The organism is Pseudomonas sp. TUM25319, assembly GCF_056388475.1.
In genome coordinates, this window is record NZ_CM150751.1 from 4,126,965 (window position 1) to 4,152,024 (window position 25,060).

Annotated in this window: 26 protein-coding genes, 1 pseudogene and 2 riboswitches; of the genes and pseudogenes, 12 read left to right on the forward strand and 15 right to left on the reverse strand. The window is 63.7% G+C overall.

Annotated elements, in window-relative coordinates:
• Positions 1-32 precede the first annotated feature (32 nt).
• Together AC05QJ_RS19045 and AC05QJ_RS19050 are read left to right on the forward strand one after the other, a co-directional pair.
• Positions 33-776: a hypothetical protein gene (locus tag AC05QJ_RS19045; RefSeq protein ID WP_476742840.1), complete on the forward strand. Its 744-nt coding sequence runs from the start codon at positions 33-35 to the stop codon at positions 774-776.
• Between the two features lie 49 nt (positions 777-825).
• Positions 826-2,112 (forward strand): transporter, encoded by a 1,287-nt coding sequence (locus tag AC05QJ_RS19050; RefSeq protein ID WP_476742841.1) that lies wholly within the window; start codon positions 826-828, stop codon positions 2,110-2,112.
• Between the two features lie 63 nt (positions 2,113-2,175).
• Here AC05QJ_RS19050 and AC05QJ_RS19055 read toward each other — a convergent pair whose 3' ends face one another.
• On the reverse strand, positions 2,176-3,501 hold the full coding sequence (locus AC05QJ_RS19055; protein ID WP_476742842.1) for a sigma-54 dependent transcriptional regulator: 1,326 nt from the start codon (positions 3,499-3,501) through the stop codon (positions 2,176-2,178).
• 324 nt (positions 3,502-3,825) lie between these two features.
• On the opposite strand from AC05QJ_RS19055, the gene AC05QJ_RS19060 reads away from it, so the two are divergent.
• Positions 3,826-4,092: a hypothetical protein gene (locus tag AC05QJ_RS19060; protein ID WP_476742843.1), complete on the forward strand. Its 267-nt coding sequence runs from the start codon at positions 3,826-3,828 to the stop codon at positions 4,090-4,092.
• Positions 4,093-4,231: 139 nt separating this feature from the next.
• On the opposite strand, the gene AC05QJ_RS19065 is transcribed toward AC05QJ_RS19060, so the two are convergent.
• From AC05QJ_RS19065 to cobW, 4 genes are all read right to left on the reverse strand, one after another.
• On the reverse strand, positions 4,232-4,804 hold the full coding sequence (locus tag AC05QJ_RS19065) for a vWA domain-containing protein (protein WP_476742844.1): 573 nt from the start codon (positions 4,802-4,804) through the stop codon (positions 4,232-4,234).
• Between the two features lie 95 nt (positions 4,805-4,899).
• Positions 4,900-5,904 carry a magnesium chelatase ATPase subunit I gene (locus AC05QJ_RS19070; protein WP_476742845.1) on the reverse strand — a complete coding sequence of 335 codons (1,005 nt, stop codon included), beginning with the start codon at positions 5,902-5,904 and terminating at the stop codon, positions 4,900-4,902.
• A gap of 1 nt (position 5,905) precedes the next feature.
• Positions 5,906-9,667 (reverse strand): cobaltochelatase subunit CobN, encoded by a 3,762-nt coding sequence (gene cobN / locus AC05QJ_RS19075; RefSeq protein ID WP_476742846.1) that lies wholly within the window; start codon positions 9,665-9,667, stop codon positions 5,906-5,908.
• A gap of 3 nt (positions 9,668-9,670) precedes the next feature.
• On the reverse strand, positions 9,671-10,738 hold the full coding sequence (gene cobW, locus AC05QJ_RS19080; RefSeq protein WP_476742847.1) for a cobalamin biosynthesis protein CobW: 1,068 nt from the start codon (positions 10,736-10,738) through the stop codon (positions 9,671-9,673).
• 97 nt (positions 10,739-10,835) lie between these two features.
• Positions 10,836-11,036, reverse strand: a riboswitch (cobalamin riboswitch).
• 205 nt (positions 11,037-11,241) lie between these two features.
• Positions 11,242-11,445: riboswitch (cobalamin riboswitch) on the forward strand.
• Between the two features lie 97 nt (positions 11,446-11,542).
• Between cobW and AC05QJ_RS19085 the strand changes: the two genes are divergently transcribed.
• The 5 genes from AC05QJ_RS19085 to AC05QJ_RS19105 all read left to right on the forward strand — a co-directional run bounded on the left by AC05QJ_RS19085 (position 11,543) and on the right by AC05QJ_RS19105 (position 13,946).
• Positions 11,543-11,728 (forward strand): CbtB domain-containing protein, encoded by a 186-nt coding sequence (locus AC05QJ_RS19085; protein WP_476742848.1) that lies wholly within the window; start codon positions 11,543-11,545, stop codon positions 11,726-11,728.
• 11 nt (positions 11,729-11,739) lie between these two features.
• Complete coding sequence (locus AC05QJ_RS19090; protein WP_476742849.1) at positions 11,740-12,432, forward strand: CbtA family protein; 693 nt, start codon at positions 11,740-11,742, stop codon at positions 12,430-12,432.
• Complete coding sequence (locus AC05QJ_RS19095) at positions 12,432-12,857, forward strand: cobalamin biosynthesis protein (protein ID WP_476742850.1); 426 nt, start codon at positions 12,432-12,434, stop codon at positions 12,855-12,857. The genes AC05QJ_RS19090 and AC05QJ_RS19095 overlap by 1 nt, the downstream gene beginning before the upstream one ends.
• Positions 12,858-12,885: 28 nt before the next feature.
• Positions 12,886-13,632 carry a precorrin-4 C(11)-methyltransferase gene (cobM, locus tag AC05QJ_RS19100; protein ID WP_476742851.1) on the forward strand — a complete coding sequence of 249 codons (747 nt, stop codon included), beginning with the start codon at positions 12,886-12,888 and terminating at the stop codon, positions 13,630-13,632.
• 68 nt (positions 13,633-13,700) lie between these two features.
• A complete protein-coding gene (locus AC05QJ_RS19105) occupies positions 13,701-13,946 on the forward strand; it encodes a DUF1272 domain-containing protein (RefSeq protein WP_476742852.1) in 246 nt (81 codons plus the stop codon).
• A 33-nt stretch (positions 13,947-13,979) separates the two neighbouring features.
• Here AC05QJ_RS19105 and AC05QJ_RS19110 read toward each other — a convergent pair whose 3' ends face one another.
• Both AC05QJ_RS19110 and hpaR read right to left on the reverse strand, forming a co-directional pair.
• Positions 13,980-14,276, reverse strand: coding sequence for a hypothetical protein (locus AC05QJ_RS19110; RefSeq protein WP_476742853.1), 297 nt, complete (start codon positions 14,274-14,276; stop codon positions 13,980-13,982).
• Between the two features lie 183 nt (positions 14,277-14,459).
• On the reverse strand, positions 14,460-14,882 hold the full coding sequence (gene hpaR, locus AC05QJ_RS19115) for a homoprotocatechuate degradation operon regulator HpaR (protein ID WP_476742854.1): 423 nt from the start codon (positions 14,880-14,882) through the stop codon (positions 14,460-14,462).
• Between the two features lie 376 nt (positions 14,883-15,258).
• Between hpaR and AC05QJ_RS19120 the strand changes: the two genes are divergently transcribed.
• A complete protein-coding gene (locus AC05QJ_RS19120; protein WP_476742855.1) occupies positions 15,259-16,071 on the forward strand; it encodes a gamma-glutamyl-gamma-aminobutyrate hydrolase family protein in 813 nt (270 codons plus the stop codon).
• A gap of 152 nt (positions 16,072-16,223) precedes the next feature.
• On the opposite strand, the gene AC05QJ_RS19125 is transcribed toward AC05QJ_RS19120, so the two are convergent.
• From AC05QJ_RS19125 to AC05QJ_RS19140, 4 genes and pseudogenes are all read right to left on the reverse strand, one after another.
• Complete coding sequence (locus AC05QJ_RS19125; protein WP_476747965.1) at positions 16,224-17,207, reverse strand: hypothetical protein; 984 nt, start codon at positions 17,205-17,207, stop codon at positions 16,224-16,226.
• A 152-nt stretch (positions 17,208-17,359) separates the two neighbouring features.
• Positions 17,360-17,893: an RNA 2',3'-cyclic phosphodiesterase gene (gene thpR / locus AC05QJ_RS19130; protein WP_476742856.1), complete on the reverse strand. Its 534-nt coding sequence runs from the start codon at positions 17,891-17,893 to the stop codon at positions 17,360-17,362.
• Positions 17,894-18,160: 267 nt separating this feature from the next.
• Complete coding sequence (locus AC05QJ_RS19135) at positions 18,161-19,024, reverse strand: methyl-accepting chemotaxis protein (protein WP_476747966.1); 864 nt, start codon at positions 19,022-19,024, stop codon at positions 18,161-18,163.
• A pseudogene (locus AC05QJ_RS19140) lies at positions 19,019-19,720 on the reverse strand (HAMP domain-containing protein); the annotation flags it as partial. The gene AC05QJ_RS19135 and the pseudogene AC05QJ_RS19140, both read right to left, overlap by 6 nt.
• Positions 19,721-20,135: 415 nt before the next feature.
• On the opposite strand from AC05QJ_RS19140, the gene AC05QJ_RS19145 reads away from it, so the two are divergent.
• Complete coding sequence (locus tag AC05QJ_RS19145; RefSeq protein ID WP_476742857.1) at positions 20,136-20,912, forward strand: hypothetical protein; 777 nt, start codon at positions 20,136-20,138, stop codon at positions 20,910-20,912.
• On the opposite strand, the gene AC05QJ_RS19150 is transcribed toward AC05QJ_RS19145, so the two are convergent.
• Positions 20,905-21,606 carry an alpha/beta fold hydrolase gene (locus AC05QJ_RS19150; protein WP_476742858.1) on the reverse strand — a complete coding sequence of 234 codons (702 nt, stop codon included), beginning with the start codon at positions 21,604-21,606 and terminating at the stop codon, positions 20,905-20,907. The two genes, AC05QJ_RS19145 and AC05QJ_RS19150, sit on opposite strands and share 8 nt — an antisense overlap.
• Before the next feature lie 106 nt (positions 21,607-21,712).
• On the opposite strand from AC05QJ_RS19150, the gene AC05QJ_RS19155 reads away from it, so the two are divergent.
• Positions 21,713-22,417: an SDR family oxidoreductase gene (locus tag AC05QJ_RS19155; protein ID WP_476742859.1), complete on the forward strand. Its 705-nt coding sequence runs from the start codon at positions 21,713-21,715 to the stop codon at positions 22,415-22,417.
• Between the two features lie 31 nt (positions 22,418-22,448).
• On the forward strand, positions 22,449-22,772 hold the full coding sequence (locus tag AC05QJ_RS19160) for a cupin domain-containing protein (RefSeq protein WP_476742860.1): 324 nt from the start codon (positions 22,449-22,451) through the stop codon (positions 22,770-22,772).
• 183 nt (positions 22,773-22,955) lie between these two features.
• Here the strand turns inward: AC05QJ_RS19160 and AC05QJ_RS19165 are convergent, their stop codons facing one another.
• Genes AC05QJ_RS19165 through AC05QJ_RS19175 form a run of 3 tightly spaced genes read right to left on the reverse strand, consistent with a single transcriptional unit; the run spans position 22,956 to position 24,932 of the window.
• Positions 22,956-23,570: a hypothetical protein gene (locus AC05QJ_RS19165; RefSeq protein ID WP_476742861.1), complete on the reverse strand. Its 615-nt coding sequence runs from the start codon at positions 23,568-23,570 to the stop codon at positions 22,956-22,958.
• Positions 23,567-23,896: a DUF2515 family protein gene (locus AC05QJ_RS19170; RefSeq protein WP_476742862.1), complete on the reverse strand. Its 330-nt coding sequence runs from the start codon at positions 23,894-23,896 to the stop codon at positions 23,567-23,569. The genes AC05QJ_RS19165 and AC05QJ_RS19170 overlap by 4 nt, the downstream gene beginning before the upstream one ends.
• Positions 23,793-24,932: a DUF2515 family protein gene (locus AC05QJ_RS19175; protein WP_476742863.1), complete on the reverse strand. Its 1,140-nt coding sequence runs from the start codon at positions 24,930-24,932 to the stop codon at positions 23,793-23,795. The genes AC05QJ_RS19170 and AC05QJ_RS19175 overlap by 104 nt, the downstream gene beginning before the upstream one ends.
• Positions 24,933-25,060 lie beyond the last annotated feature (128 nt).

Sequence of the window (25,060 nt, forward strand, 5' to 3'; positions counted from 1 at the left end):
AACAGGTGAGCATGAAGCTCCGGGAGCACCCGATGAAGACTTCAAGCTGGCTGATCGCCGCCTGTCTGGCGGCCAGTCTTCCTGCCCACGCGCAGGTTTTCAAACCCATCGAAGTCAAGGACCAGGAACTGGACCAGTTGCGCGGCCGCTACGTGATGCCCGGGCGCATCATCAGCTTCGGCGTGGTCATGAGCAGTACCTGGCAGAACGCCAACGGCGACCGGATCGGCGCCACCGCCGCACTGCAAGTGCAGCAATCGACCTTCAAGCCGCAGTTCTACGTCTCCATGACCGGTGAGAACGGCAACGGCACCTCCACCGCCCAAGGCACCGGCAACGTGACCGGCGGCGCCGGGCTCGGCACCGGCCAGGGCGTGGTCCAGGTCAACCGCTCCGCCGGCGATGGCAACAGCGCCTACAACAACGTCCAGGTCAATGTCAGCGAGGCCAGCAAGGCCCCGCAACTCGATCCACAGCAAGGCCAGGCCCTGGCCGCCGGCGCCACCCTCAGCGCCACCAACAACGCCGGCACCCTCGCCGTTTCCTCTACCGCCAGCGGCATCCAGATGAGCATCCAGGCCGCCAACAACCAGGGCAGCAGCCTGCAGCGCGTGGCCGACGGTGGGCTGATGCAGGCCACTACCCTGCTGGGCGGCAACAACGCCGTGAACAACCTCGCCCAGCTCAATGTGGTGCTGCGCGACAACCTGCCCAGCGCAGGCGCGCTGAATTGCAATCTGGACCAGTTGAAGGGCCTTCGTATCTCCGGATATTGATCTACGCTCTGTTTCAACTTATTGCGCAGTTGGAAGGGATGGCTAACCTATGCACCGGTCGTTTTCGTTCAATGCAGTCGTTTGTCTGAGCACTCTGGTTCCGTCAACGATGTTGTTTGCGGCCCAGGATCCACAGGTGGAGGCGCTGAAACAGGAGTTGCAGGCCCTCAAACAACGTTATGAACAGCAGCAACAGGCCCTGATGGTCCTGGAGCAACGGGTCCGGCAGGTCGAGGACCAGCCGGCGGCCCAGCAACCCAAGCGCCTGGTGCGCTCCCCCGCGAGCAAGCCAAGCCAGCCCGCAGGTTCGGGCCAGACCGTGGCCGCCGCAGGCGGCACAGGCGCGTCCTACGGCGAATCGCTGAAAGACGACTCGGCGCCCGCCCAGAGCGTGTCCAACCTCTACGACGAGGCCAGCGGCTTCTTCGGTGGCGGCAAGTTCAGCCTCGAGACCGGCATCACCTACGCCCGCTACGACACCAAGCAACTGCTGCTCAACGGCTTCCTGGCGCTGGATTCGATCTTCCTCGGCAACATCAACCTCGATCGCATCAAGTCCGACACCTGGACCCTCGACCTGACCGCACGCTACAACTGGAACCAGCGCTGGCAGTTCGACGTCAACGTGCCGGTGGTCTATCGCGAGTCCACCTTCCAGTCCGGCGGTGCCGGTGGCAGCGGCGCGGCGCTTTCCGATCAGACCGTCACCCGCGATCCGACCCTGGGCGACGTGAACTTCGGCCTGGCCTACAAATTCATGGACGAGTCGGAATACGCGCCGGACGCCGTGGTCACCCTGCGGGTCAAGGCGCCGACGGGCAAAGACCCCTATGGCATCAAGTTCCGCACCGACCCTGGCAACGACAGCCTGAGCTACCCGGAAGCCCTGCCCACCGGCAACGGCGTCTGGTCCATCAGCCCGGGCATCTCGCTGGTCAAGACCTACGACCCGGCGGTGCTGTTCGGCAGCCTGTCCTACACCTACAACCTGGAAGATTCCTTCAGCGACATCAGTTCCACCGAAGGCCAGAAAGTACCGGGCAAGATCAAGCTGGGCGACAGCTTCCAGATCGGTGCCGGCGTCGCCTTCGCCCTCAACGAGAAGATGAGTATGTCGTTCTCGGTGACCGACGTGATCCAGCGTCGCTCGAAAACCAAGGCCGACGGCGAGGACTGGACCACCGTCACCGGCAGCGACGCCAATGCTGCCTACTTCAACGTCGGCATGACCCTCGCCGCCACCGACAAGCTGACCATCGTGCCCAACCTGTCGATCGGCCTGACCGACGACGCCCCCGACTTCACCTTTAGCCTGAAATTCCCCTACTACTTCTGACGCGTTTCAAACGTAAAAGCCCGTGGCTGTCATCGCAGCCACGGGCTTTTGCATTGCGCGGTTTCAGCGGATCTGATGCTTGTGCAACAGCCGGTAGAAGGTCGGCCGCGACACCCCCAGCACCTTGGCCGCAATGCTCAGGTTGTCGCTGTGCCGGTTGAGCACATCGCACAATGCCTGGCGCTCGGCCTGGTGCTTGTAGTCCTCCAGGGTGGCGATGGGCGCAAGGGCCGCACCCTGCTCCTGCAGCCCCAGGTCCCGGGGCTCGATCTGCCGTCCCTCGGCCAGCACCAGGCCGCGGCGCACGCGGTTGGCCAGCTCGCGGATATTCCCCGGCCAGTCGTGCTTGCCCATGGCGCTGAGGGCGTCATCGCTGAAGGTCCGCGGCCGCCGCCCGGTTTCCTGGCTGTAGAAACGGGAAAAATGACTGGCCAGCATCGACAGGTCGCCATGCCGGTCGCGCAAGGGTGCGGTGACCACCTGCAGCACGTTGAGGCGGTAATACAGGTCCTCGCGGAAACGTCCGCTGACGATGGCGCTTTCCAGATCGACGTGAGTCGCCGCCAGCACCCGCACATCCACGGCGATCGGCTGGCTGGCGCCGACCCGCTCGATATGTTTTTCCTGGAGAAAACGCAGCAGATTGGCCTGCAACTCCAGGGGAAGATCGCCGATCTCGTCAAGAAACAGCGTGCCGCCATTGGCCGCCTCGATCCGCCCGACCTTGCGCTGGTGCGCTCCGGTGAACGCGCCCTTTTCATGGCCGAACAGCTCGGACTGGATCAGGTGCTCGGGAATCGCTCCGCAGTTGATCGCCACAAAGGGTTTTTCGCAGCGCTGTGACTGACGGTGCAGGGTTCGCGCCACCAGCTCCTTGCCGGTGCCGCTCTCGCCGCGGATCAACACCGGCGACTCGGTGGGCGCCAGCTTGCTCAGCAGCTTGCGCAACTCGCGGATCGGCCGGCTATCGCCCAGCAGTTCGTGTTCCGGCTCATCGACATGGGCCGCGCCCTTGCCCCGCAGCCGGGCCATGCCGAACGCCCGGCCCAGCGTGACCTGGACCCGCGACACATCGAACGGCAAGGTATGGAAGTCGAAAAACCACTCGCAGACGAAGTCACCAACCTTCTGCGCCCGCAACTCCTGAGCGCTGAGCACGGCGATCCACTCGGCGCCGCTGCGGCTGATGAGATCCTTGACCGCCTCGGGGTGTTGCAGATGAGCGGCATTGAGTCGCAACAGGCCGACATCGCAGGGATGCTCCAGGGCACCACTGAGGGTACAACTGTGAACATCCCAGCCGACGCTGCGCAGACCAGGCAGGAGACGGTGGCAGTCATCGCAGGGATCGACCACCAGCAAACGACGGTTCGGTGCGGGTTCGAGCATGACCGTTCCTTGACGCCAATTATTGGAAATGTGAGTAGAAACAGCATCTTGGCAGACCCGTTTGTAACAGTAGCAACGAACGCCAGTGCCCCCACTACCGTCTGTCCGTCGGCCACCGGGATTAAATTTCGTTCACGGAATTTTCCTGTCAATTCAACGTCTCAAGCCGCGAGTGCAAAACAGGTGTCCGACGAATGAATAAAAAATTTCGCGGTGTGTGTGACTCCACCCGTTACTTCGGACATCAGTACAAGTAACCGCCGCCGCGAACAAACGCACGGTACTATTATTTTGTTGTTTGGGACCAATAGAGAGACCGAACCCATGAACGCTCCGCTGCGTGTCAACGAAGCACTGCTGATTGCCGACCACGCCTTCGAACCCTTCCAGTGCGTCGCCTGGGACGCGCCAAACGGTACCGGCGAGCTAAGCCTGGCAGTGATCGACCGGACCAGCACCCGCATTGGCAGCAAGCAGGTACCAAGCAGCACCTATTCCGACCCGGCGCAGTGGGCAGACCTGATCGAAGAAGTCCGCGCCGAGTTGCGGCAAAAAGGTTACGACCTGCAACCCTGGACCATGCCTTCCTGAGAGCTGCAAGTTTCAAGCTGCAAGCTGCAAGTTAAAGCAGTCCGCGTTATCAGCACTATCAGCTTTCGCTTGTAACTTGTAACTTGTAGCTTGTAGCTTGTAGCTTGTAGCTTGTAGCTTGTAGCTTGCAGCTTGCAGCTTATAACTTGAAACTTCTATCCAATTGATCCATATGGAAATAGTCGGCGCTTAGTTGCTCCGCAAGTTGCCGTGCGCGGCCCAGGCGAACCGGGCCGCTCTCCATGTCGATCAGCAGGCTGGCACAAGGCAGCGGCAGCAGCGCCGGGCTTTTCGCCAGGCGGCCATCGGTCAGCACCAGGCAGCGCTGCCGCTCGCCGGGAAACTGCTTTTGCCGTCGCGCCAACCACTCTCGCGCTTCCTTCAACGCCGCCAGCAGCGGCGTCCCGCCGCCCGCGCCCAGCGATGCCAACCACGGCTGCAGCGCCGCCGAAGCTTTCAAGCCATGCCGCTGCCAGCGCGGCGTAGTGCCGCTGGCTGTCAGCAGTGCCAGCCGGGCGCGGGCGCGATACGCCTGATCGAAGAAACTCGCCAACAGCCCCTTGGCCCGGCTCAACGCCTGATGGCGACGGGTCGAGGCCGACGCATCGACGATCACCAGCCACAGCTCTGGACTGGCCGCGCTGCGCTGGGTCCAGCACAGGTCGGCACGCTGGCGCGGACGGCCCTTGAGCAGGGTCGCCGGCCAGGCCACCTTGCCCTTCCCGGCACTTCGCCCACGGCCACGCGCGCCCTGATCGAGCCTGCCCGCCTTGGGTCTGGCATCCGCAGCGGCGCGGGCACGGATGCTCAGGGCTTTTTTGGCCAGGCCGGCACCTCACGCCGCGCCCCGACAGCAACCGGCTGCGCCGGCATCTCGCCCCACTCCCCGGCTGTGCCGCTCTGGCCACCGGACTGCTGGCCGCGCTGGGGTTGCGGCGCTTGCGACGGTTCGGCAGTGTCCTGCTCGCGCCGCCGATGACGCAGGGCGAATTCCGCCACTGCCTCGATATCTTCGTCCTCGATCGCCAGCGCGCCGCGCCAGGCGGCATGAGCCCGCGCAGCCCGCCACCAGACCAGATCGGCCCGCAAGCCATCGACCGCCGCCGCGAAGCATCGGGCCGTGATCAGCTCCAGGGAGCGGTCATCCAGTTCGATGGACGCCAGCCGCTGCCGGGCGTCCTGGCAGCGCTGACGCAACTCGGCCTGGGCGTCTGCCCAGTCGGCGCAGAAGGCCAGTGGATCACTGTCGAATGCCAGGCGCCGGCGCAGGATCTGCCCGCGCGCCTCGGGCAGCGGCTGGCCGTGCAGCGCCACGTTGAGGCCGAAGCGGTCCAGCAGTTGCGGGCGCAGTTCGCCCTCTTCCGGGTTCATCGTGCCAATCAGCACGAAGCGCGCGCTGTGCCGGTGAGACAGTCCATCGCGCTCGATACGGTTGGTACCGCTCGCCGCCACGTCCAGCAGCAGGTCCACAAGATGGTCCGGCAGCAGGTTCACTTCATCCACGTACAGCACGCCGCCATCGGCATTGGCCAGCACGCCCGGCGAGAAGCGGACCTTGCCCTGCCCCAGCGCGGCGTCCAGATCGAGGGTACCGACCAGGCGCTCCTCGGTGGCGCCCAGCGGCAGGGTCACGAATGGCCCGTCACCAAGCAGGTCGGCAAGGCCACGGGCCAGGGTGCTCTTGGCCATGCCCCGCGGCCCTTCGATCAGCACGCCGCCGATCTTCGGGTCGATGGCGGTCAGGCACAGGGCCAGTTTCAGGTCCTCGGCGCCGACTACTGCGGCCAGGGGAAAGTGCACGGGTTCTGTCATCTCAAGCCTCTTCTTCGCCGTCCAGCAACTGCTCTTCGAGGGCTTCGCGGTAGTCGCCCGGCTCTTCCCAGAGCCCGCGCTGCTGGGCCTCGATCAGGCGCTCGGTGATGTCCCTCAGCGCCTCGGGATTGTGCTGGCGGATAAATTCGCGGGTCGCGGCATCGAGCACGTAGGCATCGGCCAGCGACTGGTAATGATGGTCATCAATCAGGTGGGTGGTGGCATCGAAGGCGAACAGGTTGTCCACCGTCGCCGCCAGTTCGAAGGCGCCCTTGTAGCCGTGGCGCTTGACCCCGTCGATCCACTTGGGGTTGAGCGCCCGGGCGCGGATCACCCGGTTCAGCTCTTCCTTGAGGGTGCGGATGCGCGGGCGCTCCGGCTGGCTGTGATCGCCGTGGTAACTGGCTGCCGGGCGGCCACCAAGGCTTTCCACCGCCGCCAGCATGCCGCCCTGGAACTGGTAGTAGTCGTTGGAGTCGAGCAGGTCGTGCTCGTGGTTGTCCTGATTCTGCAGCACCGCCTGCACCTGGCTGAGGCGCCGGGCAAAGTGGCCACGGGCTTCGGTGCCGTCGTCGGCGCCGCCGTAGGCATAGCCGCCGTGGTTCAGGTAGACCTCGGCGAGGTCTTCGCGGCTGTGCCACAGACGTCCGTCGATGGCGTTCTGCACGCCCGCGCCGTAGGCACCAGGTTTGGAACCGAACACCCGCCAGCCGGCCTGGCGCCGGGCCTGTTCTTCATCCAGACCGCTGGCCAGCAGTTCGGCCCGCTCGGCGCGCACCCGTGCAGCCAGCGGGTTGAGGTCGTCCGGCTCGTCCAGCGCAGCCACGGCCTGCACCGCGGCGTCGAACAGCTTGATCAGGTTGCCGAACGCGTCGCGGAAGAAGCCAGACACTCGAAGGGTGACATCCACCCGCGGGCGGTCCAGCAGGCTCAGCGGCAGGATCTCGAAATCATCGACACGGTGGCTGCCCGCTGCCCACACCGGCCGCACGCCCATCAGCGCCATGGCCTGGGCGATATCGTCACCGCCGGTGCGCATGGTCGCCGTACCCCACACCGACAGGCCGAGCTGGCGCAGGTGATCGCCGTGGTCCTGCAGATGACGCTCGAGAATCAGGCTGGCGGAGGCGAAGCCCAGGCGCCAGGCGGTGGCGGTGGGCAGGTTGCGTACATCGACGGTGTAGAAGTTGCGCCCGGTGGGCAGCGTGTCGAGCCGTCCGCGACTCGGGGCGCCGCTGGGGCCGGCGGGCACGAAGCGGCCTTCGAGGGCGCTGAGCACGCCCTGCATCTCGGCCGCGCCGCAGGCGTCCAGTTGCGGCGCCACCTGCTCGCGCAGCCCTTGCAGTATGGCAAGCACTTCGTCCCACTGGCTGTCGTCGGGTAATTCGGACACGCCGGACAGCGCCGTCTCGATCAACGCGGCGCTCAGCAATTCCAGGCGCTCGCGGGTATCGCCGTGGGTACGCCACGGGCCGCAGTCGAATGCCGCCAGTGGCTCGGGGCGCGGGCCGCTCCAGGGCTCGCCGAGGTCGCAGTCCAGCGGGTCGAAGCCCAGCCGCAACGCCCGGGCGAGCGCACGGGGCAGGCTGGCATTGGCACCGCGACCATCGCCCCTGGCCACGCGCAACAACGCCTGCAGGGTGTCGATGCGCAGGCGACCGACCGGTGACTCACCGAACACATGCAGGCCATCGCGGATCTGCGATTCCTTGAGGTCGCACAGGTAAGTGTCCAGCCGTGGCAGCCAGACGTTGGCGTCGTCCAGGGCGCCATCCAGTTGCAGCTCGCGGTCGATATGGTTGTCGCGCACCAGTTGCAGGATGTCTTTCTGCAGTTCCACGGCGCGGCGCGGATCAAGCAACTGGGCTTCGTAGTATTCGTCGGCCAGCAGCTCCAGGTTGCGCAGCGGCCCGTAGGTTTCGGCGCGGGTCAGCGGCGGCATCAGGTGGTCGATGATCACCGCCTGGGTGCGGCGCTTGGCCTGGGCGCCCTCGCCCGGGTCGTTGACGATGAACGGGTAGATGTTCGGCAGCGGCCCGATCAGCGCATCCGGCCAGCACTGGTCGGAGAGACCAACGCCCTTGCCCGGCAGCCACTCCAGGTTGCCGTGCTTGCCGACATGGATCAGCGCATCGGCGGCAAAGCCGTGGCGCAGCCAGAAGTAAAAGGCCAGGTAGCCGTGGGGCGGTACCAGGTCCGGGTCGTGGTAGACGGCGCTCGGGTCGAGCTGATAGCCACGCGCCGGCTGGATGCCGACGAAGGTCAGGCCCAGACGCAGGCCGGCGACCATCATGCGCCCGCCACGGAACATCGGGTCCTGCTGCGGCTCGCCCCAGCGTTCGCGCACCGCCTGCTGATTGGCTTCGGGGAGTTGGGCAAAGGCCGCCAGGTAGTCGTCCAGCGCCATGCTCTGGGCACAGGGGCGCTGGTCGAGGGTGTCGAGGTCGTTGCTGACACCGCCCAGCAGGTCGTGGATCAGCGCGGTGCCGGTATCCGGCAATTCGCTCACCGGATACCCCTGCTGTTTCAGCGCCCGCAGGATATTCAGGGCCGCCGCCGGCGTGTCCAGGCCGACGCCGTTGCCGATGCGACCATCACGGGTCGGGTAGTTGGCGAGGATCAGCGCCACCCGCTTCTGCGGATTGGGCAGGCGCGCCAGTTCGCACCAGCGCCGTGCCAGCTCGGCGACGAAATCCATGCGCTCGGGGTGCGGCCGGTAGCAGACCACATCGGACTGGCTGCGCTCGCTGCGCCAGGCCAGGTCCTTGAAACTCACCGGCCGGGTGATGATCCGCCCGTCCAGCTCCGGCAAGGCGATGTGCATCGCCAGGTCCCGGGCGCCGAGGCCCTGTTCGCTGGCCTCCCAGCCCGGCTGGTTGTCCTGGGCGCAGATCGCCTGCAACACCGGGATGTCACGGCGGAACGGGCGCAGGTGCGGCTGTTCCGGGCTGGACTGGGCGAAGCCGGTGGTATTGAGGATCAGCGCAGCGCCGGTTTCGTCCAGCCAGTCTTCGACCTGGGCCAGGCAACCGGCTTCCTTGAGGCTGGCTACGGCGATCGGCAAGGGATTGAGCCCGGCACCGGCCAGACGCTCGCAGAACACGTCGACGAAGCCGGTGTTGGCCGCCTGCAGGTGCGAGCGGTAGAACAGCAGCGGCACCACCGGCTGGCCGGCTTGCCAGTCGGCACGCCAGTGCGCCAGTCCGGGTTCGGCATGATCGGGGTGGTAAAGGCTGGTACGCGGCAATTGCCGAGGTTCGTCCCAGGCGTAATCGCGACCCAGCCACAGACTGGCCAGGCAGTTGAACAGATTCAGGGCGTTGGCCTTGCCGCCCTGGCGCAGGAAGTGCCAGAGCCGTTCGGCGTGTTCGCCCGTCACGCTGCCCAGACTGCTCAGCTCCGGGTCCGGACGGTCGTCGCCCGGCACCAGGATCAGCTTCACGCCACGGGCGGCCAGTTCCACCAGTTGCTCGACGCCGTAGCGCCAGTAACCGATGCCGCCATGCAGCGACACCAGGATCACCTTGGCGTGGCGCAGCACCTGGTCAACGTAAAGGTCTACCGAGGCATGGTTCTGTACCTGCATGGGGTTGGCCAGGCGCAGGCTGGGGTAATCGCCCGGCAACTGCCGGGCGGTTTCGGCCAGCAGCGCCAGGTGCGAATCACCACTGCAAAGGATCACCAGCTCGGCAGGTGTCTGCCCGAGGTCGGCAATGCTGTCGTCCGGTACGAAACCACCGGGCTGGGTCCGCAGCAGGTGCATGGATCAGGCGCCCAGGGCCGAGCGCAGACGGGCTTGCAGGACCTCGGCCTCCAGTTCCTGGCCGATCAGCACCAGGCGCGTGACCCGCGGTTCGTCGGCGCGCCAGGCGCGGTCGAAGTGCTTGTCGAAGCGGGTGCCCACGCCCTGGATCAGCAGACGCATCGGCTTGCCGGGAATGGCGGCGAAGCCCTTGACCCGCAGGATGCCGGTATCCACCACCAGTTGGGTCAGGGCGTCCAGCAGCAGGGCTTCGTCGGCTTCCGGCAGTTCCAGGGAGATGGAATCGAAGGCGTCGTGATCGTGATCGTCGTGGTCGTCGTCATCATGGTGGCTGTCGTGGTGGGTGCGCCGGCCATCGATATGAGCTTCGGACTCGGCGCCCAGGCCCAGCAGCACGTCCAGTGGCAACACGCCTTTGCTCGCCTCGATCACCTTCACCGCAGGCGGCAGCTCTTCGGCCACTTCGGCACGCACCGCAGCCAGGGCGTCGGCGGCGATCAGGTCGGCCTTGTTCAGCACCACCAGGTCGGCGCTGGCCAGTTGGTCGGCGAACAGCTCGTGCAGCGGCGATTCGTGGTCCAGGTTCGGGTCCAGCTTACGCTGGGCGTCCACCTGCTCGGGGAAGGCGGCGAAGGTGCCGGCGGCCACGGCCGGGCTGTCGACCACGGTGATGACCGCGTCGACGGTGCAGGCATTGCGGATTTCCGGCCACTGGAAGGCTTGTACCAGAGGCTTGGGCAGCGCCAGGCCGCTGGTTTCGATCAGGATATGGTCGAGATCGCCGCGACGGGCCACCAGTTCGCGCATCACCGGGAAGAACTCTTCCTGGACGGTGCAGCACAGGCAGCCGTTGGCCAGCTCGTAGACACGGCCGCTGGCCTCTTCCTCGGTGCAGCCGATGCTGCATTGTTTGAGGATCTCGCCGTCGATGCCCAGCTCGCCGAACTCGTTGACGATCACCGCGATGCGGCGGCCCTGGGCGTTGTCCAGCATGTGCCGCAGCAGGGTGGTTTTGCCCGAACCGAGGAAGCCGGTGACGATGGTGACGGGGAGTTTGGCCAGTGTTTTCATGTCGGATGCCCTTGGCAGGATGGCGGGCATGCGGGACGGGAGCCGCAGGCCGTCTGGCCTGGGCGCGTTCGCCACCGGATCACCCCGCCCGGTTGAATGTCGGAAACTGTACGAGGCAGGTCTCCTGGCTCGCGCTGTGCCCTTCAGGGCGTCACCGACGCCTTCCCGCCGTCTGGGCAGTGGCTGTGTCGATGCTGGCAGCGCCTACAGTTGCGGGGGCAGCCGCGGCCTGGCCAATAAAGGCGCACCGCGTTCCCCTCTTCGGTTCTGTACGAAAAGCCTTGATACTCGGTGATGCTGCGTTGAAAACAGCCTCGGAATGCTCATTGACAACCAGTCAACTCCGCTTCCTCGGCTGTTTTCGCCTTGCCTGACCTTCGTCTCAAGACTTTTCGTACAGAACCTAGCTCCGGCCCGCGCCGAAGAACCTCGAATCGGCAAGGCTACGCAGTGCCCGGAAGTCGGTCAACCGCTGTATTGACGGATGTCAACGCGCGTGATTTCCTAGCGCGATTCGTTTGGGTGCCTTTTTTATTACAAAAGGTGAAACGGGAAACCGGTAAAAGCCGGTGCTGCCCCCGCAACGGTAAGCGAGGAAAGCGTCTGATCCACTGTGCCAGCAGTTCGGCATGGGAAGGTGACGCCACGGTTGGAGTTGTTCATCCACCCTCGCCAGCCCGGAGACCGGCCCAGACCAGCATTGACCAAACCTGCGGTGGGCGGGCGACGTTGCAACTCCTGGGCGAGTCCGGTCAGGGGTTCTTCGCGCTTGCCTGTTGCCGATAACACCAAGAGGAAAGCGCCATGCCGATCACCACAGCCCGTCCTTCCATCGCCACACCCGTCACCCTCAGCCAGCGTATCGTCGCCGCCGTAAGCGCCTCGGTACTGGGCCTGTGCCTGGTCTACTTCGCCGGGTTCTCGCACATCGAAGCGGTGCATAACGCCGCTCACGACACCCGCCACAGCGCCGCCTTCCCCTGCCACTGAGGCCTGCCCGAATGTTCATGCGCATTGCCCGCACCGCAGGCTTCGCCGGCCTGCTGGCCGCCCTGCTGTTGACCCTGTTGCAGAGCTTCTGGGTGTCGCCGCTGATCCTCCAGGCGGAAACCTATGAAACCGCCGCCCCGGCCGCTCACGAACACGAGCATGCCGGCGCCGCCGCCACTGAAGAACATCACCACGACGCCGAAGCCTGGTCGCCGGAAGATGGCTGGCAGCGCGTGCTGTCCACCACCGGTGGCAACCTGGTGGTCGCGGTGGGCTTTGCCCTGCTGCTCGCCGCCATGTACACCCTCCGCAGCCCGGGACGCGTGGCCACCGGCGCCCTCTGGGGCCTGGGCGGTTTCGCCGTGTTCTGCCTGGCACCGAACCTCGGCCTGCCGCCCGAACTGCCCGGCACCGCCGCCGCCGACCTGGCCCTGCGTCAGTACTGGTGGGTCGGCACTGCCGCCGCCACCGCCGTGGGCCTGGCCCTGATCGTGTTCGCCGGCAACTGGCTGCTCAAGGCCGTAGGCCTGGTGCTGCTGGTCCTCCCCCACGTGATCGGCGCGCCGCAACCTGAAGTGCATGAGAGCCTGGCACCGGAGGCCCTGGAGTCGCAGTTCATCGTCGCTTCGCTGCTGACCAACGCCGCGTTCTGGGTCGCCCTGGGCCTGATCAGCGCCTGGCTGTACCGTCGCCAGGCGGCCTGATGACCGTTACACCCGGCGTAACCCCGCTGTTCGCCGGGCTGGGCTGCCGTCGCGGCAATTCGGCCAGTGCTCTGGCCAGACTGCTGCGGCAGACCCTGCAGGCCCATGACCTGCCCGTTTCCGCCCTCGCTGGCCTGGCCAGCATCGACCTCAAGCGCAACGAACCCGGCCTGCTGCGCCTGGCGGCCGACCTCGACCTGCCGCTGATCTTCTTCAGCGCCGCGCAACTGGCGCCCTTTGCCTCACGCCTGAGTCACCATTCCGCCATCGCCTTTCGCCACAGCGGCTGCCACGGCGTGGCCGAAAGCAGCGCCCTGGCCTTGGCCGAACAGGCCGGCGGCGGCATCGCGCAACTGCGCATCACCCGTATCGTGCAGGACGACATGACCCTGGCATTGGCCTGGGCACCGTCCTTTGGCGGATAATCCGCCGCCTCTCGTCCAAGGATTCGTCATGACCGTCTATTTCATCGGCGCCGGCCCCGGCGACCCGGAGCTGATCACCGTCAAGGGCCAGCGCCTGATCCGCCAGTGCCCGGTGATCATCTACGCCGGCTCCCTGGTACCCGCTGCAGTGCTCGAAGGCCACAGTGCCGAGACTCTGATCAACAGCGCCGAGCTGCACCTGCAACAGATCATCGACGCCATCAGCGCCGCCCACGCCAAGGGCCAGGACGTAGCCCGGGTGCACAGCGGCGACCCCAGCCTGTACGGCGCGATTGGTGAGCAGATCCGCCATTTGCGCGAGCTGGGCATTCACTACGAGATCGTCCCCGGCGTCACCGCCACCGCTGCCAGTGCCGCGCTGCTGGGCTGCGAGCTGACCCTGCCGGACATTGCCCAGAGCGTGATCCTCACCCGCTTCGCCGACAGCTCGCCCATGCCCGAGGGCGAGGCGCTGGCCAGCCTGGCGGCGCACGGCACGACCATGGCGATTCACCTCGGGGTCCGTCATCTGGCACGGATCGTCGAGGAACTGCGCCCGCACTACGGCGGTGACTGTCCGATTGCCGTGGTCCACCGCGCCACCTGGCCGGACCAGGACTGGGTGCTGGGCACCCTCGACGACATCGTCGGGCAGAGCGAGCGCAAGGGGTTCCGCCGCACCGCGCTGATCCTGGTGGGGCGGGTGCTGTCCAGCGACAGCTTCAGCGAGTCGGCGCTGTACCGGGCCGGACACGCGCACCTGTATCGCCCATAATGGCCACTTGCATTGCCTTCGCAGCCCCTTCAACCTAGGGCTTCGGCATATTTCAAAGGACTACCTTCATGCTTGAGCTCCGCCCCTGCTGCGAATGCTGCGCCACCGACCTGCCAGGCGACAGCCGCGATGCGATGATCTGTTCGTTCGAATGCACCTATTGCCGCAGCTGCGCGGAAGGTCAGTTGAAGGGCAAATGCCCGAACTGTGGCGGCGAGCTGCAGCCACGTCCGGCGCGGGTGGGCGAGAAGCTGACGCGCAACCCGGCGACCACGGTACGCACGGTGAAAGCCGGGGGATGCCCGGCACATTGAAACAGGGCCTGCAATGCAGGCCCTTTTTTCTGGCTAGTGCGGCTGCAGCTTGTTCTTGATCAGGCCGATGACAAAGGTCAGGATCGCTCCGCCTGCGCCACCGCCCACCACGCTGCTGATGATCGCGGCAAGATCCAGGGTGCCGGCTGCGCCAGCCTCGGCCAATGCCGGATCGCCGGTGAAGTGGGACAGGATCTGCCCGAGCACCACGCCACCGACCCCACCAAGAATCGAATTGAGCAGCGGGCCCATGCCTTGTTTGCTCATCCCCGCCGCATTGCCGCCTACCACACCACTGATGATCTGAATCGCCAGACTGATGATATCCATCGCAATTGCCCCTCTATAGCGCCTGAATTGACGACTCGCGAGCGGGCTACTTCGGATACGGCCACCACCACCGGCGTTGAGGCGTCGTGGTCCGACCAACGACGGCAAGCTGTTGCGGATAGCCGACAGTATAGGTAGGACTTTTCGCACGCGCGAATCACGCGCCAGGAGGCCGGCGGCGGATCAGGGCCTGACGTTCTTCAGTTCGTTGAGCAGCCCCAGCAGCGATTGCAGCTTGGCCTCGCCGAACTGTTCGAGGATGCGCTGGTAGTTGCGCTCCATGTCTTCGCTCATGTCGATGAAGCACTGCTGGCCCTGCTCGGTCAGGGTGACGAACACCCGGCGCTGGTCCTGGGTCGACTTCTTGCGTCGGACCAGGCCATCGCGCTCCAGGCGACTGAGCACGCCGGTCATGCTCGGCTTGAGGATGCACGCCTGCTCGGCCAGTTGATGACTCTCCAGCTCACCCTGCTGACGCAGGATGCGGATCACCCGCCACTGCTGTTCAGTCAGGCCGTGCTCGTTGAGAGAAGGACGGAAGAACGCCATCGCGGCTTCGCGGGCTTGCAGCAGGGTCAGCGTCAGGGACGGTCTTGGAGTAGGCATGGTCAGACTGATATCAACGGGGATTGCGCAGCTTAAGAGCGGGGGCGGCGCGCCGCAAGGTCCACCCAGAGACCCTGTGCCGCCGAAGGAAACACTCGTCAAATATAATGAACTCATATTTCAAGGAAAAATCATCATTAACCCATTCAAATCAACGAATTAAACGATAAACCACAGGTATCACGTTAAAAAATATGCACATGAAAGCGTTAATCCGCTTGATATATTTAACGGCTCTGGCAAGCTATGGGGCAGGTTTCGACCGGGAATCGACGTCCGCGTGCACACCCGGCAGTGCTCGAAACCCCAGGTAGCGCAAGGCAAGGCCGGCGCGCCTGCACAACAATGACAGGCTGCGCCTGTCCCAAGGTGACATATGCCCAACAGCAACATTGGCAATAAGAATCAGAAATCCCGCAAACCCGTGGTCCTGATGACCATGGGCACGCAAGAGCGCAAGGGTCACGACTATCAGGTGATGACCCACAAATACATCGTGCCGCTGGTGGAACACGCCGGCTGCGTTCCGGTCATGGTGCCCACCTGCTGCGGAACCGAAGACCTCGAGCAATACCTGGACATGGCCGATGGCGTTTACCTGACCGGCGCCGGCAGCAACATCGACCCTGCCCTCTACGGCCAGGAAAACGAAACCCCCGGCAAGGCCCAGGACCGCGACCGCGACCTCTTCGACCTGCCATTGGTGCAACTGGCGATCGCCCGTGGCCTGCCGATCTTCGGCATCTGCCGTGGCATGCAGGAAATCAACGTGGCGCTGGGCGGTGACATCTATCAGAAGGTCTACGCCGAGCCAGGTTTCAACGATCACCGGGAAAACCCGGAAGATCCGGTAGACGTGCAATACAGCGCCGTGCACAGCGTGCGCATCAAGCCGGACAGCTGGCTGCGCGAGCTGCTGCAAAGCGACGAGATCCGCGTCAACTCGCTGCATGGCCAGGGCCTGAAGAACCTGGGCGAAGGCGTCGAGCCGCTGGCCCACGCCGAGGACGGTCTGGTCGAAGCGATCCATGCCCCCAGCCTGTCGCCCTTCCTGTTCGCGGTGCAGTGGCACCCGGAGTGGCAGGCCGCGAAGAACCCCGACTCGGTGCGGATGTTCGAAGCCTTTGGTGAAGCGTGCCGCGCCCAAGCGAGCAAGAAGCAGCAGAGCAAAAGCCAAAGCATTGCATGAATAAATGTACGTAAGTCGATGATTTATATCGGTTTATGTCTTTAAAAAGGCCGCACCGAGCGCTCTCGGTGCGGCCTTTTTCGTTGCCTCGGTTAAAGGCATGCATTACTCAACTTTAACAATTATCTGCAAGCCACTGTTTTTAAACAAAATCATGGCAGCACCTCCAGCCTCGGCAAGCTCTCTGCCCCGCCCCTCAGGTTCCCCTCGATCTGCCCCGCCATCGACCAGACTCCGGCCATTACCCCGGAGCCATGGTTCTCCATCAGGTTCTGCCATTCCTCGTTCAACGCCACATTGAGGATCACCCGCAGCTGTTCGACCATCTCGGGGCGATCGCTCTCGTGCATCATTGCGCCGATGCCGGCGGACGCCACGGAAATCAGCAGCCCGGCCGCCTTGCCCACCGCCGCCGCCACCGCGCTGGCCGCACCACGGGGTGCCAGGGTGGCCTCCAGCCGCGTGCTGGCCTTGCTCGCCACCGATGAGAGGCCGGTATCCGAGGCGCTGGCGTTGCTCGCGGCGATCTGGCGGATCTGTTCGTCGAGGGCCCGCCAGGCAGGCAACTGCACGAACGGCCGCGCGGCGAGCACCTGATGCACACTGGCATCTCGCGCCGCCGGCGGGCCAAGGGCAATGGCGGGAATACGGTTCAGGTGCAGGGCGAACTGGTCAGGTGCGGCCCGGTAGCGCTGGCTGATGGCTTGCAACTGCTGGCCGAGGAGTTGCACGTACAGCTCGGTGGCGCGTTCACGAATCAGGTCCGGATTGATCTGTTCGGCCACCGGCTCCAGCACCCGTTCGCGATATTCTTCCTGAAGATAGAGCGCTAACCTGTTGTCACCACTTGGATTTTTACTGTCCTCGCTCATCTTGTACCAAGCCACTTTGAGCGTCAGCCACTGCTGAGTCCAATAGCCGGTGAACCAGGGAATGAAATCGGACTCGGTGCGCGCCTGCACCTGCTCGCGCCAGACCCGCATCGACCTGCGCGCGTAGTCGCCCGCCGAACCGGTCGCGCCACGGGAAGCCATGACGATCTCGCGGTCCACCTGCTGCCACGCAGCCTGGGACAGCACCACCGGCGGCGTTTCCGGTGTCCGCGAGCGCGAGCCGCAGCCGCCCAGGCCCAGCATCACGCCAGTCAACAAGGCCACGGCCACAACAGAAGTGTTCACGATCTGCGCCCTGCCGGAGTCGAGGGATCGCACGGGACGCCAACTGCAAGCGTCCGCCCCGGACACCGAATCAGGGTCCGTTGTCCGAGTATAGGAGCGCTACGGCGCTGTCACTTCCCGATCAGCGACCATTGGGCCAACGGCAGGTAGCGCCCTTTGCTGGACTCGAACAGCACGAACTCGCGGCCGGGCAGGCGAAACTCGGTATCCAGCGCCACTTCCGGCACCGGCTCGCGATAATCACGCATCAGCGTCAGGTGCGGTCGGAAATCCCGCGAGTCCGCTTCGAAGCCCAGCGGCAGCATCGCCTGGTGCAAGGCATACACCCAGTGCAGAAACGCGGGCGGTACATCTTTCGCCGTCAGCACCAGCGTCTGGCTGCGGCGCCAGGCGTCCACCTGGTTCAAACGCAGGTCGACCGGCCGCTCCAGCGGGCGCAGGCGCGCAGCGGCGTCGAGAATCGCAGGCACCTGGCCGGTGCCGACGTCGCCAAGGAACATCAGTGTCAGGTGAAAGTTCTCCGTCGGCACCGGACGGCCGCCGCGCAGGCCCAGGCCGCGGCGCCAGCGGGAAATGGCCTTGCCCTGCTGCGGGCTGCACGGCAGGGCGAAAAACAGACGCTTGAACGGTTCATCAGGGGCCATGCGGGGTGTCCTGCCTGCAGAAGATCAGGACACCTTAGCAGGCGTTACACCGGCGAGATGGTCCCCAACGCCCCGATCACGATTGCCAGCACCAGGAACCCGAACAGAAAAATCGCCATCTTGCCCATCACAGCCTCCAATAACCTCGATCAAACGGGTCAGACGGGGTGGTGGAAACCGGAAAACCACCGCAACCTCGTCTGATGGGGCTATTGTCGGCAAGCCGCTGTTTGCATAACAGACGCAGAAAGCAGAGAAAAAACCGTATCAGAAGCGGAAATGACCGACCATCACATGCAACTGCTTGCTCAGGTGACTGAGCTCGGTGCTGGCCGCGGAGATTTCCGCGCTGGCGGTGGCCGATTCCTCGGCGGTTTCCCGCACGCGGGTCACGCTCTGGTTGATTTCCTCGGTCACGGCTGCCTGTTCCTCGGCGGCCGTGGCGATCAGTTCGCTCATCTGCTGGATGTTCGACACCTGGCGGGTGATGTGCTCCAGCGCCATGCCGGTATCGCGCACGCCGGTCACCGAAACGCTGGTCTGCTTGAGGTTGGTCTGCATCATGCCGCTGCTCTCGTCAGCGATATGCTGCAAGGTACCGATCAGTTGCTCGATTTCGCTGGAGGACGCCTGGGTGCGCTGGGCCAGGTTGCGCACCTCGTCGGCGACCACCGCAAAGCCACGCCCGGCCTCACCGGCCCGCGCCGCTTCGATGGCAGCGTTGAGGGCCAGCAGGTTGGTCTGTTCGGCCACCGCCTTGATCACATCGAGAATCGCACCGATGCGCCCGCATTCCTGCTGCAGACGCCCCAGCGACTCAGCGGAAATGCCCACGCCGCTGGCCATTTCCTCGATCTGGCGGATCGCCTGCTGGGACATCGCCAGCACGCTGCTCACTTCGTGGTCGGCCCCCTTGGCCGCGCTCGCCGCCTCTTCCGAGTTCTTTGCCACTTCCTGCACGGTCATGGCGATTTCGTTCATCGCGGTGGCGACCATGTCGGTCTCGTTGCGCTGGCTGTCGATACCTTCCTGGGTGCTGCTGGTGATGGCCGCCAGTTGCGAGGCCGATGCCGCCAGTTGTTGCGAACCGCAACCGATCTGCGAGATCACCTCGCGCAGGCTGGCATTCATGGCGTTCAAAGCGCCGAGCAGCGTCCCCAGCTCGTCGCTGCGCTCGACCTTGATGTCGGCGGTCAGGTCGCCGCCGGCGATGCGTTGCGCTGCCTGTACCGCCTGGCGCAGCGGGTAGACGATCTGCCGGCTGATCAGCAGCGCGACGACGATGCCGCAGAGAATCGCCACCAGGGTTACCGCCGCCAGGCGCAGGTGAGTGCTCTTGACCTGCTCGGAGGCACGGGCCTCCTCGGCGTAGTACAGCTCGTTGGCGCCGTCCTGCAGGCGTTGCAGCAACTGGTTGGCGGCGGTCAGTTCGGCCACCGAGCGGGCCTGGTCGCGGGCACGGGTGTAGGTTTCCAGGTCGGCCTGGAGCTTTTGCGCGGCGCCCAGGTCCTGAGCCGGCCAGCGGCCTTCGCGGGCATCGCTCACCAGTTGTTCGAAACCTTCCTTGAGCTTGGCGTGGTGCTCCTGGTGCAGCGCCTGGTGCCGGGCATCGTTGCTCAGGGCGAAGTTGTAGTTGGCCTCACGGGTAAAGACGATTTCATCGAACAGGCCGCTGATGAAACTGATGCGCTGGAGCGAGGCACTGCTGTTCTGCAGGCCGAAACCACCGAGCAGCGACAGCAGCAAGGCGAAGGACAGCAGCAGACCGAAACCCAGGCCCAGTTTGCGCGTGACGCTGAGGTTCTTCAGCGTGAATGCCTGTGACATACCTTTCTCCAACCTGTGAAATTCATCCTCGCCGATCCGCAGGTAACGGTGGTCGGCAAGCCCTGGAAAATCCGGGAGTCATGTCATGACGCTGAAGCCGTGAGGGATCAGGTCCTGTACGTAAAGCGCCCGTACAGACCTGGGTGCGCAGGGGTGTTCCGGAGGGGGAGTCACGCGCTGGCATCCATGCTGCCCCCGCAAGCGGGAAGCGTTGTTAGCGGGCGTCCGTTGCCCTGTCTTGCCCTTGCTTTTAGTAAGGGAATAGTAACATTCGCAAACGATTGATTCCAATATGACACTAATGTCTGTTTGCCGCTATCGCACCCGCGGAACGGGTCGCTTTGGTGATACTCTCTTGCCCGCCCGCGACGCCCGAAGGACGTCGGCGCGGCCACGGACCGACCAGGGAATGGACATGACCGAAGACAGAAAAGCCCTTATCGATCAGGGCATTATCGAAACCCGAAACCTTGCCGAATGCCTTGCCGTGGACCAGCGACTGCTGGCGGAAAAGGTTATCCAAGGGCTGGACAACACCCTTGGCCACGCCTTGACGGAGGCCGCAGAGGCTAGCCACGGCCAGGGAATCTCGAAAAAGATTGCAACAATTGGACAGGCACTCGGGCACTGGCTGGAAACAGCTCCCGCCGACCTGCGCGCCCACCTCCGCGAGGGGCTGTTCAGCCACCCTTCCGACACCGTACGTGGCTGGGCCGCCTTCGCCAACGCCTGGATGTTGCGCGACAGCAATACCGCCAACGCCCTGCAAAGCCAGTTGCGCTTCGCCACCGACAGCCACTTCGGCGTGCGCGAATGGGCGTGGCTGGCCTTGCGCCCGCACCTGCTCGACGACCTGGAGGCCAGCATCACCCTGCTCTGCCGTCACGCGGCCAGCGACGACCCACTGATTCGCCGTTTCAGCGTCGAGATCCTCCGCCCCCGCGGCGTTTGGTGCGAGCACATCGCCCGGCTCAAGCAGGAGCCGGAAATCGCCGAGCCCCTGCTGCTGCCACGGCTTGCCGAAGCCGACAAATACCCGCAGGACTCCGTCGCCAACTGGCTCAACGATGCCAGCAAGACCCGTCCCGACTGGGTGCGCCAGGTGTTCGAGCGTTATCCGCCAGCCTGCAAGGCGTCGACGCGGATTTTCAGCCGGGCAACTCGCAGTCTGCCGGCGCTCGCGGTCAACTGAGGCAGCGCAGCAACCCGTCCAGCAGCTTCGGGCGCCATACCGGGTCTTGCAGCATTCGCCGCAACAGCCCGCTGTGGCCCGCCCCCGGCACCACCAGCAACGACCTTGACTCCGCCCTTGCCGCCGCCTCGTGCAGCCGCCGGGGGATTTCCAGCGGCACCACGTCGTCGTCGCCGGCAGCAACCACCAGCAGCCGGCCGGTGTACTGTGAAAGGATTTCCCAGGCGTCGCTGTCCGCCCAACTGCGCGGCTGGCGAATGACCTGCGAGAAGCCCGGGCCGAACGGCACTTCATAGGCCTGCGGGCAATAGATGCCCGGAACCACCAGCACCAGCGCCCGTGGCGTCAGCTCCGGAGCCAGGCGCAGGGCGTTGTAGGCCCCCATGCTGGCGCCGAGGATCGCAGTCGGACGGCGTGTGGCTTCGATCACGGCCCGCGCCTGGGCAGTACGATCGGCCAGGGAGGAACCGAGCTTGTCGCCTCCGGTGCGACCGTGACCAACGCAATCGAAGGCGGTGGAACCGACGCCGCGCAGCGCCAGTTCCTCGCGTACGCCGGCAAACACGCCTTCCTGCGCGTTGCCACCTCCATGAATCGCCAGCAGGTGCGCGGCTGAATTGCCGGGACGGTGATCGACAAACAAACGGGCGGCGCCGTGGCAGACCTCGGGCCGGGCAAGGACGGATTCGAGCATGACGATAGATTTTCTACTGGCTGGACGATGGAAAACTGTCTCTCTGGGACGGCTTCGTGGCTGCTAGCCTGAACGCAGCTTAACCCTTGAACCCCAGGAGAACGACATGACGGTAGAAAAAGTAGCGATCATCACCGCCGGTGGCAGCGGCATGGGCGCAGCGGCGGCGCGGCGCCTGGCGGCGGACGGCTTCAAGGTCGGCATCCTGTCCTCGTCCGGCAAGGGCCAGGCCCTTGCCGAGGAACTGGGTGGTATCGGCGTGACCGGTTCCAACCAGTCCAACGACGACCTGCAGAACCTGGTGGACCAGGTGCTCGCCCGCTGGGGCCGCATCGACGTGCTGGTCAACAGTGCCGGCCATGGTCCACGGGCGCCGATCCTGGAGATCAGCGACGACGACTGGCACCGTGGCCTCGACACCTACCTGCTCAACGTGATCCGCCCGACCCGCCTGGTGACGCCGATCATGCAGCGCCAGCGCGATGGCGTGATCATCAACATCTCCACGGCCTGGGCCTTCGAGCCAAGCGAGATGTTCCCCACCTCGGCAGTGTTCCGCGCAGGCCTCGCCTCGTTCAGCAAGATCTTTGCCGACACCTACGCCGGCGACAACCTGCGCATCAACAACATCCTCCCCGGCTGGATCGACAGCCTGCCGGCCACCGAAGAACGCCGTGCCAGCGTGCCGCTGCAGCGCTATGGCAGCAGCGAGGAAATCGCCGCCACCGTAGCCTTCCTCGCCTCCCCCGGCGCGGCTTACATTACCGGGCAGAACATTCGGGTCGACGGGGGTATTACCCGATCGGTCTGATCCTTCCTGATACCCGACAAGAGCGTTTTCCATGCTGAGCAACCTGTTCGACGACCTCACCACCCCGCTGGCGCAGGAACGCTTCGACGACCTGCTGACCCGGCCGGGCCTGCGCATCGAGCGCATCGTGTCCACCGGGCAATGCAGCCCGCCAGACTTCTGGTACGACCAGGATGAAGGGGAATGGGTGATGGTGCTGAAGGGTTCGGCGGGCGTACGGCTGGAAGGCGAGGCACAGGAGCGGGTGCTGCGGCCGGGAGATTTTCTCGATATCCCGGCCCGTTGCCGGCACCGGGTCGAATGGACCAGCCGCGAAGAAACGACGGTCTGGCTGGCGGTGTTCTACAAGGTTTGAGGGCATTTGTGAGGTGCCATTTTTTTCAGGCACCTCGCTGTCAGCGCCGTCTCGCCACTCGACGGTGTCTTCGATCGCTGGAACCTCGCCAGGACGAAGGCGCTCCCATGTGATGACATCAACCACCTTTGACTGGGCGTCTGAGCGCGCTCCGAAAGCACTTCACTGCCTCGCTGAGGCATTTCAGTCTCGCCTGGGCCCGCTTAGCTGCATCGTAATCAGATAACGCGGATCATCATATTTATTACTGTAAAACCGGGAAATGTAGAGCCTGATCATATAACGAGAGCCGCCTCGCCAAAATGTCCTGCCTCGACGATCTTTCAAATGCTCTCGCCACTCGACGGTGTCTTCGATCGCCGGAAACTCATCAGGAAAATAGAGCTCCCATCCTCCCGCGCGCCACTGGTTCTGCAAATCCACAACTATCTTGAGTATCTCTTCGAGTGGAAGTGGTTCGACTTGAGGCGACATTCTCAAACTTCTGACGTTACCATCATTGTCAAAGCTGACTGTAAAAAAGCGCGCGAGCGGTGTTACAAAACCATATTGAGGATCTATGAGCCTTAGTCGCGCATCTGAACTTGGCATCCGAAACCAGAAACGCCCCTCAACAGCTGGACCGATTTTAGCGGTTGAGCGTTGGCGCATTTCCTCCCAAGGCTCACCCACATCCAAAGCAATTTCACGGTCTTGCCATGGAGTACACCAAGCTAAAATAACAACGATACACACAACAAAAAACACCACTAGCGCTTTTGATAAACGATAGGGCTTTGTGAAAATTTTCGTATTCAAATATCCACCTCGGCAATATTTTTTATGGCCTGCTCCACCTGGCTACGAGCCGGGCCTTTGAGCAAGTCATCAAACTGTCGAGCGGCTCTGAGCACAAACTCCATTCGTTGTTCGCGATCAGCCAAATTGGCAGCGATGCCACCACCGAAACCGATGGTGCGATCATCGTTCAGTGATTCACATTGATTTGCCAAAGTCAGTTCAACCGGCTGTGCGACAGAACTAGGTTCTGTATGAAAAGTCTTGAGACGCCGGCCAGGCAAGGCGAAAACAGCCGAGGAAGCGGAGTTTACTGGAGTAAATGAGCATTCCGAGGCTTTTTTCAACGCAGCATGGCCAAGTATCAAGGCTTTTCATACAGAACCTAGGTAGGTTGGTAACATACGATACCTGATTACCCCTCAGCAGGCTTACCAGCCTCCAATCGTTATACATAACGGGCTGCAATATATTGACCTGCTCATGTTGAGCTAACTGATCCACACTTTGAGCAATATCCCCCCTTTCTATAGCCTCAAACGCCCATACTATTTCCTCAAATTCAATCCCAAAATCAAGTACCGACTCCAAAGGCTTCCTCGGCGCCGGCCAGTACACCTTGCGGCCTTCCAATTTGACGATATTCTCGCGCCGCGGCAAACACATTTTCAGGTCTTTAAGCCCACGCTTCGCGTAAAACATATGCAGGGGATAGACATCGAGAAATAACAGGGTATTACCAAATGCCAGCCTTTCACGTACATAGCGAAAGCCTTTCTGCATCTGCTTGTAGAGTGCCGACTGGGTCGCGTGGACACTTTCCCGCGCCTTCTGCCTTGCAACCTCGCCTGCCGTGGTGCCGAAACTCCAGGTCGGGGAAATATCTTTCGTCCACATGGGATTCTGTTCCGAGGCGAGCTGGTATTCGCGCAGCGCCTCGTCATCCGCGTAACTGAGGCTCCAGCCGAACGCATTCAGGCGCTGGGTACTTTTCAGCAGGCGTTTGGCCGCTTCATCCTCGGCCTGCATTTTCATCACCACATCGGTCGCGTGCAGCAGGCCACACCCCACCTGCTTGGAGGCAAAGGCCGCAAGCCCGGCCCACTGGAAACGATTGTCGTGCAACCAAAGGCGCGCGTAGGCCGCGTTGATGGCGCGGTTGCGCTGTAGAGGGTCGTGTATCAGGCGGCCGCCCGGAGCGATGATTTCGTAGGCTTCATCCTGATAATCGATCCAGACCTGCTCACAACTCAAGCAGTCCACCTCGTATGTCACCCGGTATCGCCCCTCTGTAGTGTCCGACTCCAGAACCTTCAGTTCCGAATGGGGCTTAACCTTGTAGAACTCCTTGTGATCATGGTCGTAGTCGTTGAAGCATTTCATGAGCGCATTCCCTGTTCATCGTCGGCAGGGGCGGGACTTTAGGTATTCAAGTTCCGCAGTTCAATGCGCCTTCGAATAAAAAGGATTGCGAAATATATAATTCAGTTCGGATTTTCCAGTTCGATAAC